Origin of the sequence: Bradyrhizobium manausense (assembly GCF_018130615.1) — a bacterium.
Classification (GTDB): domain Bacteria; phylum Pseudomonadota; class Alphaproteobacteria; order Rhizobiales; family Xanthobacteraceae; genus Bradyrhizobium; species Bradyrhizobium manausense_A.
Window position 1 is genome coordinate 136,405 of sequence record NZ_JAFCKB010000011.1, and the last position, 13,277, is coordinate 149,681.

A 13,277-nucleotide genomic window follows, 5' to 3' on the forward strand; every position below is an offset into this window, starting at 1 on the left:
CGGCGTCGCACCGTGAAGGTTGCAGATGGCCCTTCGCGCATTGCGCCGCGTCGGATATGTGCATTGGTTTGAGGCGAACGGGAATTGGTATCTGGGTGCGAGCCCGTCCAAGAAGAGTGTGCAACGGCTCAAGACAAGGATCGGCGATCTCCTCGTGCCGAGCAATATCGATCCATGGCCGGAAGTATGTGACAAGCTGAACAGGTCACTGCGAGGCTGGTCCAACTACTTTGGCTACGGCTCGCGGAGCAAGGCGTACCGTAGCGTCGACCAATACGTCTTCGAACGTGTGCGCAGGTTCCTCGTGCGAAGGCACAAGGTGCAAGGGCGCGGCAATCGCCGATTCACATTCGATGTCATTCATCGAGAACTCGGCGTTCTGTGCCTCCAACGCCTGCCCCGAGCGGCCCCGTCGCGTGCCTCGCGGTGAAGCCAGCCGGAAAGCCGGATGCCGGAAATCGGCACGTCCGGTTTGATGAGCGGGGATGGGAAACGGGGCGATGGCCAAAGGCCCAAGCCACCGCGCCCATCCTCGACTCTACCTGAACTGACCTAGGCTGGGTCGAAATCCCGCAGCGCAGCAGTCCCTCCCCCGCCGTGCCTGATGTGCTACCGTCGGGCAGACGGTTGGGCGCCTGCATGAGGAGACTATGTTCGACAGGAAGCGGCGCGAGTTCATCACATTGCTCGGCGGCGCGGCAGCGTGGCCGCTCGCGGCAGAACGATCGCGATCCGCCAAAAAAGCGGCTCAGACGCGAAAGAGGCGCGCAGGTTGAGCAGGATGCTAAGGCAAGCAGGGCGCGATAAGCGCTTCTTGCGGGAACGGCGCTTGGTGAGTGAGTTACTCATCTTACGCCATTGGCTAACGGTTACCCGGTCCACAAAGGTCATGGCATTTCATGAGCCACCCTCGGAGGAGACCGCGGTGGACGCCAGCAGGATACATTTTGTCAGAGTGAGGACCGACGACCGGACGCAGCAGTTGTGGGCCGCGGCAGCGCCGCGCAACGAGGCGGTCGACCGTGTCCTCGATGCCATCCCCGAAGGGTGGACCGCGCGTCTTTTAGAGGAGCAGTTAAAGCCACCGCCCGACGCCATATCGAATATGGTACCGGGTGAAGTACGAAAGCTAGGCGAAAAAGGACTGGTCTGATCTGAATTAAAAGGCATCGCATGGCAAACATCCGCATTTGCACAAAACTCTGTTGTTAGTCGGAGATTGTGATGCCAAATACTCCGGCATTGCGTGCATGTCATTCTCCGTCTGCTAGCTTGCTACCCAGAACTAGCTATCCTGCGACAGCTTGGCGCTCCCCACCCTCTCGGTTCAGCGCGCGGGCGAGGGTTTCTGCAAGCTCTCTAACCTCAAAGGGCTTGCCTATCGTCTGTGCCTTACTGATGCTGGCAAGCTGCGCTCGATCGGCATAGCCGGTCACGAATACGATCGGCAGCTTTGGATAGCGCCTCAGCACCCGATGCGCGACTTCGGCGCCACTCATGCCGGGCATGGCGAAATCCAATAGGAGCAGATCGATTTTCTGGGATTCCAGAATATCAAAGGCGGCCCCGGCGCTGCCGACTTCTACTACGTCGTAGTCAAGCTCGTACAGCATGTCAGCGGTCACCTGTCGTACCGCATCATCGTCATCGACGAGAAGAATGCGCGCCTGCACACCAGGGCTGAGCGCTCGCCCCTCTGCAACGATGTCGCTCTGCGGAACGAGTGTTGAGCGCGGCAGGAAGATACGGATCGTGGTGCCGTTATTTTCAGCCGTATCGATGCGCACGCCGCCGTTCGATTGCATCGCGAACCCCAATACCTGGCTCAGACCGAGCCCCGAGCCCTTTCCAATCTCCTTGGTCGTGAAGAAAGGTTCAAAAACACGCGCGCGGACGCTTGGGCTCATACCAGATCCAGTATCAGATACACATATTTCTACATATTCGCCTGCGGCCGGCTCTTCGGGAGCCATGGGTTCACCAAGAGAGGCGTTGCTGGTAGAGACCTTCAAAAGGCCTCCAACACCCATCGCATCTCGGGCATTAATCGCCAGATTAAGCACGGCGAGTTCAAGCTGGGTAGGGTCGACCAACGCATGCCAAAGTCCGTCCTCGAGTGAGGTCTCGATGCGGATGCTGCCTCCCATCGTGCTCTGCAGGAGATCGCGCATGCCTGCAATAGCACTGTTAAGATCGAGAACTTTTGGCTCGAGGTGCTGGCGTCGGGAAAAGGTCAGAAATTGGTCGGTGAGTTTCGCGCCGCGTTCAGCTGCGGCTCGCATGAACTGCAGTCGTTGAGACAGCTTGCCGTCGATGCCTCGCACGGCGAAATCCTTTTCCATGAAGGAAATGTTGCCCAAAACAACGGTCAGCAAATTGTTGAAATCGTGTGCCACGCCCGAGGTCAGTTGCCCAACGGCTTCCAGACGCTGCATCTGGCGCAACGTGCTCTCGACACGTTCACGCTCCTCCATTTGGGCCAGCAGCTGCCGGTTCGCCGCCGCGAGTTCGTGAGTCCGTTCCTGGACCCGCAATTCAAGTTCCTCATTGAGCCTGCGGCACTCGTACTGGCGGCGCCGGCCACGCAAATGCGTACGGACTACGCTGATCAGCGTGGTTGGATGAAACGGGCGCTCAAGAAAACTAACGCTGCCAAGCGCCTCCGTAAGCCGTGCAGCCTGGGGGTTTCGTTCCAATCCGCCGCCGTGCCCTGTAAGCACGATGAACGGAAAATCCGACCAGGCCGGCTGTTGATTGACCCAGCTCGACAGGAGCCGCACGTCAACGTCGCGCAGCGATTCCTCGGTGAGGATGGCCAGTTCACAGCCTAACTCAATGCGGGAGAGGAGATCAGGAAAGGAATTGCAGATGTCTGCACGAAGATGGGCCTCGCGCAGAATACCTTGCGCGATCGCGGCGTCTCGTCCGCGCGGTGCAAGTATAAGGGTGCGCTCACCCGTCTTTGACAAATCCGCTTTACTCACGGGTTCTCCATCAGCGGCGCCTTGCTGCCAAGATAAGTCGGGATCCCGCGCAAGACACCCTGAAACTCGACGAGGGGTTGGCCTACGGTGATGCCTTGCTCGCCAATCGTAAATTCGCGTATCGTGTCCTCGTGGGAGCCGGTGCGCTTTTTGATCACAGAGATGGCGCGGCGCACCCGGCCCATCGCCTCAAAATAACGGAGCATGAGGACGGAGTCGGCAAGATAGGTCACGTCCACGGGCTGCCTCATGTCACCCATCATGCCATGCTGCGCGACGGTGAGTAGCGTCGCAGCACCCCGCCGGTTGAGGTATTGAAGCAATTCATGCAGGTGGAGAATAAGAAATTGCTCCTCCGGCATTGATGCCTGATAGCCATTTAGGCTATCGACGGCAACGGTGCGAATGTTTTCCTGATCCACGCATCGACGAACCCGGTGGCTGAACTCGCCTGGCGACAATTCGGCGGCATCGAGTTGCTCGATGAACAGCTTTCCCTCACCTTTCATGGCTTCGAGATCGATGCCGAGGTTCTTGGCGCGAGACCGCAAAAGACCAAGCTCCTCATCGAAAACGAAAAGAGCTGCTCGCTCGCCGCGACGGACGCTCGCTGCAAGGTACTGAAGGGTGAGCAGCGACTTCCCGGTTCCGGCCGGTCCAATAATCAGCGTGCTCGAACCGGCCGTCAGGCCGCCGCCAAGCAGTGCGTCCAGCTCGGCAATGCCGCTATTCAGAACGGAGCCCGAAAAACCGACCCGGTGTTCTGCGGCGACCAACCGCGGAAATACCTGCACGCCACCAGCGCCGATTATGAAATCATGATAGCCGCCGCGAAAGCTTTGGCCTCTGCATTTTGCCACCCGCAACCTCCGCCGCTCGGCCCCGTAGTTCGGCGCGAGTTGATCGAGGTGGATTACGCTATGCGCAATGGAGTGCACGGCGCGATCGGTACTTTCGGTGGTGAGATCGTCGAGCGTGATAACCGTGGATTTGTTGCGGGCGAAGTAATGTTTTAGCCCGAGAATTTGGCGACGGTACCTCAACGAGCTTTGAGCAAGTAACCGGATTTCCGACAGACTGTCGATAACAATGCGCTGGGGCCTGTGCTGTTCGATTGCGGAGAAGATACGTTCAACCGTCTCACCGAGTTCAAGATCGGACGAGTAGAGCAGACTTTGATGCTGGTCTGGATCGAGCACACTTTCCGGGGGCACCAACTCGCAGATTGTCACCCGCTTATCGATTGACCAGCCATGCGACGCTGCTCCCGCCCGCAATTCCTCTTCGGTTTCTGCAAGGCTCACGTAAAGGCCAGTCTCCCCAGAGCGTGCTCCAGCCAGAAGGAATTGCAGGGCGATGGTCGTTTTTCCGGTGCCCGGCGTGCCTTCCAACAAATGCAGCCGGTTCTGGGCAAGGCCCCCTTCAAGGATGTCATCAAGGCCGTCGATTCCTGTTGCGGAGCGCGGCAGAGTTTGGCGTGCTGAAATCATTGGTTCGCGTGAAAATGGGTCTAGGCACTTCGCATAACGCTCTGGCAGTATTGCCGGTTCCTTTACCGGCTGGTCGGGGACCGCATGCTAATGAACTTCGGAAATGCAATTAAATCTGAAATGGTTGGCTCGCTGGTGAAGGGAAACGCGCTAGGGGCTTTACTCGGTCTCCTGCGCCAACCTTGCCCACTCTTCGGCAAGCTCCAGCCAACAGTCTTTGAAGGGGCTCACGGTTGCTCGAGCCATTTGATGGCATAACTCAGCTTGCAAACGGTAGTGCTCCGCTAGCACCGCGGAGGGAGTCACTTCAGATAGGCGCAGTCTCGTCGCCGAGGGTGCCTTTCGGGGCGATCGCATCATTGCTGAATGTTTTGATTAGCGCCCATTGGCACGCATGCTGGGGCTGAGGCCAGTCCGCGACGAGTCTGAGCCTAAGACCTGTTGTCGCTTCTTCTTGTCCTCAAACCACTCCACGTACCGAACTTTGTAGGCCTTGGTGCCGCCTGGCGCCTCGACCAGCACGGTTGCTCCCTTGGTCTTGCCGATCAATGCCCTGCCAATGGGTGACGTTACAGAAATCCTTCCTTTACTCGCATCGGCTTCCGGCTCGCCGACGATCTGCCAAGTTCGTTTCTCCCTGGTATCTTCGTCGATCAGCGTCACGGTGGCGCCAAATTTAATCGTGTCGCCGGAGAGCTTGGATACGTCGACGATTTCGGCCAGCGCTAGCTTGTCTTCCAACTCGGCGATCCTGGCCTCATTGACGTTCTGCTCCACTTGCGCAGCCTGATATTCCGAGTTCTCAACCAGGTTGGCGTCGTCGGCGATCGCCTGCTGAATTCGCTGAATCAGACGAGGTCGTTCGATTCTGATGCGGCCCTTCAGTTCATCTTCAAGGGCGGCGTGACCTGCAGCCGTCATAGGAAACCTTGTCATCGCATCACCAATCTGCCCCACCGAGTCTGCTTCAGAGTTTTATGGCCAAAGGGAATGCAGACGCCAACAGCCCTTCAAAGGTTGACAGCCGTTCACGAAGGCGTTTCTCCACAATCTCTCGCTCAGCTTCAGCGAGCTCAGTTTGGAGCAGCCTGCGATAGCGCCAGATTTCGTTACGAACGGATCTGATCTCACTGATGCTGTCGTCAATGGTAGCCATCACCGAACCGATCCCACTGACCCTCAAGACCTGTCAGCTCCGCAGTTCTTCAGCGAGCCGCCGCTCTATGAAGGTGCGTTCAACTTCAGTCAATTGCGTGTTCAGGAGCTTTCGGTATCGTCGCACGTTTGCGTCGCGCGTCCATCGCGAATGATTTGCTGTGCGCGGCGCTGGCATTGGCCGATGCCGCCTCGTCGCTGCATGCCTTCCGAACACACGCTGCGGTTCGACGGACGCCGTGCAATCAAGCGTGCTGAGACGAGGCAGCCGCATGGCCAATGCCCCACGTGGCGGCGGATCGTCCTCGTCGTCAAGCTGCTTCAGCGCCGCCAGGATGTCGTCCAGATGCAGCCGGTGCGGGATTCCGGGGACTTCGCGAAGCGAGGGGCGCGATTCGACGACATACATATCCGATGCCCAGGACGACAAGATGACTCGCTTCTCGTCGGTCGACAGCTTGGCATCGTTCAGGACATCGTCAGGTGAATTGTAATGAGATACCGGGTGGAAAAAGGGGCCAACATTGTTGGCGGTACGATTGGCCTGGCTCATGTTGTGTCTCCTATTGCTCCTTTCGTCGAGAGACAGGTTGATTTGAGAGGATCTCAAAGGCGGCGGCATTGTGCCGCCGCCTTCGGTTCTCAGTTGGTGTTGATCGCGATACGCTTGACGTTGCGGTTTGACTGCTCAGACTTCGGAAGTGTTACCGTGAGCACGCCGTTCTTGAAGTCCGCTTGCGCCTTGTCTTCTTCGACGCCCTCCAGCGAAATCTGGCGTTCGAACGATCCGTAGTAGCGTTCGCTGACGAACTTTGAGTCGTCACTACGCTCAGCCTTCTTCTCGCCGCGGATCGAAAGAACGCCGTTGGCAATCTCGACCTGGACGTCCTTTTCGCTGAGACCCGGAAGTTCGGCGGAAACCGTCACCGCCTTGTCAGTTTCACCGAGTTCGAGCCGAGGCCAGGCGAATTGGCCCTCCATCAATGGATTGCCAAGACGACCTAGCGAGCCGAACCCGCGAAACGCGTCGTCGAAAAGCCGGTTCATCTCGCGATGAAGCGTGAGAAATGGATCGAAAGGCTCCTGACGGGTTGAGAGCTGCTGACCTTTCGTCCACGGAACAAGATCACGAATAGCCATGATATCCTCCTTGACATGAAGCTGATCGACGCGCGGACAAATTGCGGCCCGTGCGGCGAGATCAAGCGAAAGGCGGGCTAAGCTGCCTTCTGCGTGATTTGCCCGGCCGGGGCGCCACCGCCGATGGCGATGCGCCGGGGCTTCATGGCCTCGGGGATTTCGCGGACGAGCTCGATCCGGAGCAGGCCGTTGTCGAACGCGGCAGTTTTCACCTGGACGTAGTCAGCAAGGTTGAATTGCCGCTTGAACGGCCGAGCCGAAATGCCCTGGTAGAGATATTCGTGCTGGTCCTTGCCGCCCTTGCGGCCTTCCACGGTGAGCACGTTCTGCTCGGCCGTCACCGCGATCTCATCGGGGCCGAATCCGGCCAGCGCCAGCGAGATCTGATAACGATCTTCGCCGAGCCGTTCGATGTTATAGGGCGGGTAACTGTCCTCGGTCCTGTGCTGGGTTTCGTCGAGGAGATCGAAAAGGCGGTCGAAGCCGATGGTCGAACGCCACAGGGGAGCGAAATCGTAAGTCCTCATAGCCAAGTCCTCCTGAGAGCAAGATGGATACGAAGGAGCGCAAGACACCAGTGTCTGGCGCCCTGTTCAGTTCACCGGACCCAAAGCTGGCGCCCGGCACCGCTGTAAGCGGCAAAAAACGACTTAGAAGAAGGGATATCGATTTCAAGGGCGTCCCGAAAAATTTTTGCGGCGATTTTCCTTCGGTTAATTTTGCGTTGCAGCTTGCGCAGCGAGACCTTCCAGCCAAGTTTCGGCCTCGCTGACCAAGCGCATCAGCCGGCGCCGTTCTTCGGTCGAGGGGCTGGGATCGTCGCGCAGTTTTTTGCAATGCAGAATGACCCGCCGCTCGTTCGCGATCAGGAAACTGTGTGGAGCAGCGCAATGTCGCGAGGGCAGCGAAGCCAAACTCGATTGGATTTTACGTCGGAACGGCGATTTCGCAAACCAGCCCTTCCGCGCGCCAGTCAAAGAGCACCTTGCCGCCAAGTGGCCTGATGGTTCCTTCGATGAGGCGACTACCGAAGCCCTTGCGTTCGGGCGCATTTACTTTCGGACCGCCCAATTCGGTCCAACGGAGTATTACCTGTCCATCCTCGGTGCGCAACCACGTCAATGCAATCCGGCCTTTCGCGTTCGATAGCGCTCCATACTTGGCAGCGTTGGTTGCCAATTCATGCAGAACCACAGCAATCGCCTGCGCAGCGGTGGGTTCTAATACGGTTTGCACACCCCCCATCACAATCCGCTTGTCGTGGCCCTCCTGGAGATAAGGGGCAAGCTCCTGCTTGGCGATCGCCGAGACTTCCGCTCCTGTCCACCGCGCTTCAACGAACAGCGAGTGAACATTTGCCATCGCTTGGATACGCCCGCTGATCACTTCCTTGAGGCGCTCGCAGGTGTCGGACTGAGAAAGATTGATGATTGCCTGTACGTTCGCGAGGATGTTCTTGCTTCGGTGCTCCGCCTCGCGCGCCAGAACGCTAATCTGCTCCTGAGCTCGCTTGTGCTCGGTAATATCCCTCGCAATCTTTGATGCGCCAATGATGTTGCCGTGGGCATCTTTGACAGGAGAAATGGTCAGCGAAACGACGATTGAGCTACCATCTTTACGTCGCCGAACGGTCTCAAAATGGTCGATGCGCTCACCTCGTCGGATGCGGGTTAAAATCTCGCGTTCTTCGCTTTGTCGGTCCTCCGGGATCACAAGTGTAATGGGCTGGCCGATCGCCTCGGCGGCCGAATAGCCGAAGATGCGCTCAGCCGCCCTGTTCCAGCTTGTAATAATGCCGTCCAGATTTTTGCTAACGATCACATCGTCGCTATTCTCAACTATGGAGGCCAGCAGATTGGCCAAGCGCTCGGCACGTTCCAGGGCCGGCTCGCTGACGAGAGGTTCGCGTTGAAGCCCCGACTGTTCTTTAGTCGCCAATGGGGACCCCCAAAACCCGGATGTGCACTGCAGTAGGTGCGCCAATCATAGCACTGAACGCAAAGGCAAGAAGTCTCCATTGGCACGGTTTCAGCGGAAATTGTCGGTGCCTTCGTCCAACTCGCATCCATCCGGCTATGGCTGGCTGCGCGTTTCGAGTCCGCGCCCTTAGGTCATCCGACCGGGCCGACCACCTCGATGGGGAGGATGATCTTGTTACGGGTTTCAATGGCCAACATGAGCGAGAAAGTTTTCCAGCGCAACGCGGACTGCACTTTGGCGTCATCTAACCCGCTCGGCCAACGTTCGTCAGTGAAAACCGGTCTCGTCCGTGTTCTATCCCAGGCTGTAACCCCATGGCGTGGCACCATTCTCGGCGCCAACGCCGAGGTCATCGAGTCGAAATTCCGAAGTACCCGCGCTAACTCACTTGAATTTTGCGCGGCTTGGCCTGCTCGGCTTTGGGCAGCACAATCGTGACCACGCCATCTTTCATTTGGGCGCTGATCTTGCTCTGGTCGACCTTGTTGGAAATCTGAAAGCTGCGCGCGTAGTGACCCACGTTGTATTCGGTGTAGACGGGCTGCATCCCTTCATACTTCGAGAAATCAATCCGACCTTCAATAGTGACGACGTCATCCTCGACGCTCGCCTCGATGCTATTGCGATCGACGCCCGGCATCTCCAGCACGACCGTCAGCGCCTCGGGAGTCTCGAATATGTCCGTCACTGGCACGAATGCCCGTCCAGGCGTCGTGCCTTCGGTTTTCTTTTCGACCTCGCGCTTCTGCTGAACCTGTAGTTCCTGAGACTCTGCCATGGTAGCCTCCCTTAGCTTACCTTGATGGAACGCGGCTTATCGGCCTCTGCCCGCGGTATGAACAGCGCGAGGATGCCATCGCGATATTCGGCCTTGATTCGATCAGGTTCGATCCGAATCGGCACCGATAACGTCCGGTCGAACACGCCACTGATACGCTCGCGGCGATGGACACTTGCCTGCTCTCCATAGGCGATCGTCTTTTTGCCTCGGATGCGAATGGTATTTTCCTTCGCTTCGATCTCCAGATCGTTTTTGTCGACACCTGGCAGTTCGACGACAGCAACAAGGTCGCCATCCTTCTGGAACATATTGATTGGCGGGAAACTGCCGATCGCAGCCGTTCCACGTCCCATCCAGTCGCTTGCGACGCGTGCGTCGAGTGCGCGCTGCAGAGCCAGCAGCGCTTCAAATGGGTCACTAAAGCCAGCGAACATTTGTTCCTCCATTGACGGCCTTAAAGGGATAGCTGTTCGACCGAAGCAACGCGGACCGCGAGTCGCTGTCCGCATTGCTGATGAAGCAGCAATCAACTTAATGTCGACGAGGTCAGATCCTGAGGCGATTTCAGGACACCCCAAGGTGTGATGCTCGGGAACATGAGCGTATCGATCCTCAGCGTCGGCGCCGATGCCTTCCAGTTCATCCAAGGCATCGAATCGAGATATCGGATTGGTGGCAAACGCAGCATGTCGCCAGCTCTCGCTCTATCCCGGTCCGGCGAACTCTCCGTTCCCCAAGCTGCCAGCGACGGCAGCATCAAGGCCGATGCAAGCAATGCCGTCATCAGACGTTGCATGATGCGACTGTCGGCTTGATCTTTCTCCGCACGAGCGGAGCCAATGGTTTGATCTTTGATCATCTCATCCTCCTATCGTTGGAAAACTTACCCATGCGATGGTCGCAAATCTTTGGGGCCAGCATGAGCCAATTCAGGTAGCCCCACTCCTGAGCAACAGAGCTTCGATCTGGGTGCCATTTTGGATCCCCGTCTCTCGTTGTGTTGGCGATCTCCTTGCTTAGAGGTGGAGCAAGCGCCCGGCCGTCGGACGGCCGGGCGCTCGTCTTTTCAGAAGTCCATCGGCGGCGCGGCGGCCGGGTGAGCCTCGGATTTCTTTGGCTTGTCGGCGACCAACGCTTCCGTGGTGATCAGTAGAGCAGCGATCGAGGCTGCGTCCTGCAACGCAGTACGGACAACCTTTGCGGGGTCAATCACCCCGGCCTTGACCAGATCCTGATATTCACCAGTCGCAGCGTTGAAGCCCCAGTTGTAGCTGGCGTTCTCAAGCAGCTTTCCGACCACCAGTGACCCGTCCTCGCCGGCGTTCTGGACAATCTGGCGCGCCGGTACCTGGATCGCCCGGCGCACGATGTCGACGCCGGCCTTCTGGTCCGCGTTCGCCGTCCTGACGCCATCGAGCGCCTTGAGCGCGCGGAGCAGCGCGACGCCACCGCCGGGGAGGATGCCTTCCTCGACTGCAGCGCGCGTGGCATGGAGCGCGTCGTCAACGCGGTCCTTCTTCTCCTTGACCTCGACCTCGGTGGCGCCGCCGACGCGGATCACCGCAACGCCGCCAGCGAGTTTCGCGAGCCGCTCTTGCAGCTTCTCGCGGTCATAGTCCGAGGTGGTTTCTTCGATCTGCCCCTTGATCTGGGCGACGCGGGCTCCGATGTCCTTCTTGGCACCAGCCCCGTCGACAATGGTGGTGTTCTCCTTGTCGATGACCACTTTCTTGGCGCGCCCGAGCATGTTGAGCGTGACATTCTCGAGCTTGATCCCGAGATCCTCGGAGATCGCGGTACCGCCGGTAAGCGTGGCGATGTCTTCGAGCATGGCCTTGCGGCGATCGCCGAAGCCCGGCGCCTTCACCGCAGCGATCTTCAGGCCACCGCGCAGCTTGTTGACGACAAGCGTTGCCAGTGCTTCGCCCTCGACGTCCTCGGCGACGATCAAAAGCGGCTTGCCGGTTTGCACGACAGCCTCCAGCAGAGGAAGCATGGTTTGCAGCCCGGACAGTTTCTTCTCGTGGATCAGGATATAGGGGTCTTCGAGCTCGACCTTCATCTTTTCGGCGTTGGTGACGAAATAGGGTGATACATAGCCGCGGTCGAACTGCATGCCTTCGACCACTTCGAGCTCGGTATTGAGGCTTTTGGCCTCCTCGACCGTAATGACGCCCTCGTTGCCAACCTTCTGCATTGCATCGGCAAGGAAACGGCCGATCTCCGTGTCGCCATTGGCCGAGATCGTCCCGATCTGCGCGATCTCGTCATTGGAGGTGACCTTCTTGGCATGCGCCTTCAAGTCGCGAACAATTGCCTCCACTGCGAGATCGATACCGCGCTTGAGGTCCATCGGATTCATGCCGGCGGCAACCGATTTCGTGCCTTCCTTGACGATGGCCTGCGCCAGCACGGTGGCCGTCGTGGTACCGTCGCCGGCCAGATCGTTGGTCTTGGACGCCACCTCGCGCACCATCTGGGCGCCCATGTTTTCGAACTTGTCTTCCAGCTCGATTTCCTTGGCGACGGTGACGCCGTCCTTGGTGATGCGTGGTGCGCCGAACGACTTTTCGATCACCACGTTGCGTCCCTTGGGACCGAGCGTGACCTTCACCGCATTCGCCAGTGTATCCACTCCCCGCAGCATGCGCTCGCGGGCCTCGGTCGAAAACTTCACGTGCTTGGCAGCCATGTTCCAAATCTCCTTTCCTTTATGACTGTCAGTTTTTCAGCGGGGTCAGGCGGCCTTCTTCAACTTGCCGCTGTGTTCGACGATGCCCAGGAGATCGCTCTCCTTCATGATCAGGAGATCCTGGCCATCGATTTTCACCTCGGTGCCCGACCATTTGCCGAACAAGACCCGGTCGCCGGTCTTCACATCGAGCGGGACCAATTGACCTTGCTCATTCCGCGCGCCCGGACCAGCAGCGATGATCTCGCCTTCCTGCGGCTTCTCCTTTGCGGTATCGGGAATGATGATGCCGCCGGCAGTCTTCTCCTCGGCATCGATGCGGCGCACGAGCACACGGTCGTGCAACGGACGGAAATGCATGCACATCCTCCTTAACAGTCTAGCGATGTCATTTAACCGGGGCCGGTAACCAGCCCCCGGCGGAAAAACGACCTAGGAACCGAAAAAATCCAATTCAAGAGGGGCGGCTAAAATTTTTGGCACTCCCAACAAAGGACTGCCAATGCGCTCTTGAACAGCTTGCCGCGGCGACCCAACCGGACGCACGACAATCCTTGTAAAATATTGTTATTAAATGAGAAATTTCGCTTGCGGTCCGAACCGGTGCGGGGGATCTCTGCTGCCCATATGGTCCCGGACCATGCTAGTCCCTGGGGTGCTGTTGCTGGCACCGCCTCGCGCATTGCCGCTGCAAGCGACTATGACCTGGCCGGCATCAGGACCTGCGCGTCGTTGGTGGTGATCGAAATTGGTGCCTGGTGACTTGGAAACAGATCGCGGCGTCACTAAGTGGTAGAACCGAAAGTGCGAACCCTACGGTTAGGACCCGTAAGCACGAGGTGGTGTCATGAAAGTTCGCCGCCGTTTTAAGCAAACCGTTACCCTCGAAGGACGGCTCGCCTACGAAGCCAAACGCATTAGAGACGAAGCAAAAAAGCTTCCTCCAGGGCCGGAGCAAGCAGAGCTTCTACGAAAGGCTCGCGAAAACGAAATGGTAGCCGAAGTAGCTGGCTGGATCACATCTCGCGGACTACAGCCACCGAAGTGAGACGACT

The 13,277-nt window shown here is 58.2% G+C and carries 13 protein-coding genes and 1 pseudogene; 2 read left to right on the forward strand and 12 right to left on the reverse strand.

The window, feature by feature from the left end:
* Positions 1–25: 25 nt before the first annotated feature.
* Positions 26–430, forward strand: coding sequence for a group II intron maturase-specific domain-containing protein (locus JQ587_RS37205; RefSeq protein ID WP_212426596.1), 405 nt, complete (start codon positions 26–28; stop codon positions 428–430).
* An 859-nt stretch (positions 431–1,289) separates the two neighbouring features.
* On the opposite strand, the gene JQ587_RS21595 is transcribed toward JQ587_RS37205, so the two are convergent.
* From JQ587_RS21595 to JQ587_RS21620, 6 genes and pseudogenes are all read right to left on the reverse strand, one after another.
* Complete coding sequence (locus JQ587_RS21595; RefSeq protein ID WP_349629523.1) at positions 1,290–2,984, reverse strand: response regulator; 1,695 nt, start codon at positions 2,982–2,984, stop codon at positions 1,290–1,292.
* Positions 2,981–4,471 (reverse strand): ATPase domain-containing protein, encoded by a 1,491-nt coding sequence (locus JQ587_RS21600; protein ID WP_433995305.1) that lies wholly within the window; start codon positions 4,469–4,471, stop codon positions 2,981–2,983. Before JQ587_RS21600 ends, JQ587_RS21595 begins: the two co-directional genes overlap by 4 nt.
* Before the next feature lie 468 nt (positions 4,472–4,939).
* Positions 4,940–5,410, reverse strand: a pseudogene (gene greA / locus JQ587_RS21605) (transcription elongation factor GreA); the annotation flags it as partial.
* Between the two features lie 253 nt (positions 5,411–5,663).
* Positions 5,664–6,182, reverse strand: a complete 519-nt coding sequence (locus JQ587_RS21610; protein WP_212426598.1) for a hypothetical protein — start codon at positions 6,180–6,182, stop codon at positions 5,664–5,666.
* Between the two features lie 89 nt (positions 6,183–6,271).
* Positions 6,272–6,769, reverse strand: coding sequence for an Hsp20/alpha crystallin family protein (locus JQ587_RS21615; protein ID WP_212298440.1), 498 nt, complete (start codon positions 6,767–6,769; stop codon positions 6,272–6,274).
* A gap of 77 nt (positions 6,770–6,846) precedes the next feature.
* Positions 6,847–7,296 (reverse strand): Hsp20 family protein, encoded by a 450-nt coding sequence (locus JQ587_RS21620; protein ID WP_212298441.1) that lies wholly within the window; start codon positions 7,294–7,296, stop codon positions 6,847–6,849.
* Positions 7,297–7,319: 23 nt separating this feature from the next.
* Between JQ587_RS21620 and JQ587_RS21625 the strand changes: the two genes are divergently transcribed.
* Complete coding sequence (locus tag JQ587_RS21625; RefSeq protein WP_212298442.1) at positions 7,320–7,541, forward strand: hypothetical protein; 222 nt, start codon at positions 7,320–7,322, stop codon at positions 7,539–7,541.
* A 155-nt stretch (positions 7,542–7,696) separates the two neighbouring features.
* On the opposite strand, the gene JQ587_RS21630 is transcribed toward JQ587_RS21625, so the two are convergent.
* The 6 genes from JQ587_RS21630 to groES form a co-directional block, all read right to left on the reverse strand.
* Positions 7,697–8,707, reverse strand: a complete 1,011-nt coding sequence (locus JQ587_RS21630; RefSeq protein ID WP_212406744.1) for a PAS domain S-box protein — start codon at positions 8,705–8,707, stop codon at positions 7,697–7,699.
* Between the two features lie 421 nt (positions 8,708–9,128).
* Positions 9,129–9,527 carry an Hsp20/alpha crystallin family protein gene (locus tag JQ587_RS21635; RefSeq protein ID WP_172648795.1) on the reverse strand — a complete coding sequence of 133 codons (399 nt, stop codon included), beginning with the start codon at positions 9,525–9,527 and terminating at the stop codon, positions 9,129–9,131.
* An 11-nt stretch (positions 9,528–9,538) separates the two neighbouring features.
* Positions 9,539–9,964, reverse strand: coding sequence for an Hsp20/alpha crystallin family protein (locus JQ587_RS21640; protein WP_172648796.1), 426 nt, complete (start codon positions 9,962–9,964; stop codon positions 9,539–9,541).
* A 92-nt stretch (positions 9,965–10,056) separates the two neighbouring features.
* Positions 10,057–10,389: a hypothetical protein gene (locus JQ587_RS21645; RefSeq protein ID WP_172648797.1), complete on the reverse strand. Its 333-nt coding sequence runs from the start codon at positions 10,387–10,389 to the stop codon at positions 10,057–10,059.
* A gap of 207 nt (positions 10,390–10,596) precedes the next feature.
* The gene (gene groL / locus JQ587_RS21650) at positions 10,597–12,222 is read right to left on the reverse strand and encodes a chaperonin GroEL (protein WP_212426599.1); all 1,626 of its coding nucleotides are present in this window, start codon (positions 12,220–12,222) and stop codon (positions 10,597–10,599) included.
* Between the two features lie 45 nt (positions 12,223–12,267).
* Entirely contained in the window at positions 12,268–12,582 is a 315-nt protein-coding gene (gene groES, locus JQ587_RS21655) for a co-chaperone GroES (RefSeq protein WP_172648799.1), read from the reverse strand.
* Between the last annotated feature and the right edge of the window lie 695 nt (positions 12,583–13,277).

Bases quoted from the DNA above. Each gene is read 5' to 3' on its own strand.
- JQ587_RS21645 (WP_172648797.1), bottom strand. From the start codon at position 10,389: ATGATCAAAGATCAAACCATTGGCTCCGCTCGTGCGGAGAAAGATCAA.
- JQ587_RS37205 (WP_212426596.1), top strand. From the start codon at position 26: ATGGCCCTTCGCGCATTGCGCCGCGTCGGATATGTGCATTGGTTTGAG.
- JQ587_RS21620 (WP_212298441.1), bottom strand. From the start codon at position 7,296: ATGAGGACTTACGATTTCGCTCCCCTGTGGCGTTCGACCATCGGCTTC.
- JQ587_RS21615 (WP_212298440.1), bottom strand. From the start codon at position 6,769: ATGGCTATTCGTGATCTTGTTCCGTGGACGAAAGGTCAGCAGCTCTCA.
- JQ587_RS21625 (WP_212298442.1), top strand. From the start codon at position 7,320: ATGGATACGAAGGAGCGCAAGACACCAGTGTCTGGCGCCCTGTTCAGT.
- groES (WP_172648799.1), bottom strand. From the start codon at position 12,582: ATGCATTTCCGTCCGTTGCACGACCGTGTGCTCGTGCGCCGCATCGAT.
- JQ587_RS21610 (WP_212426598.1), bottom strand. From the start codon at position 6,182: ATGAGCCAGGCCAATCGTACCGCCAACAATGTTGGCCCCTTTTTCCAC.
- groL (WP_212426599.1), bottom strand. From the start codon at position 12,222: ATGGCTGCCAAGCACGTGAAGTTTTCGACCGAGGCCCGCGAGCGCATG.
- JQ587_RS21635 (WP_172648795.1), bottom strand. From the start codon at position 9,527: ATGGCAGAGTCTCAGGAACTACAGGTTCAGCAGAAGCGCGAGGTCGAA.
- JQ587_RS21640 (WP_172648796.1), bottom strand. From the start codon at position 9,964: ATGTTCGCTGGCTTTAGTGACCCATTTGAAGCGCTGCTGGCTCTGCAG.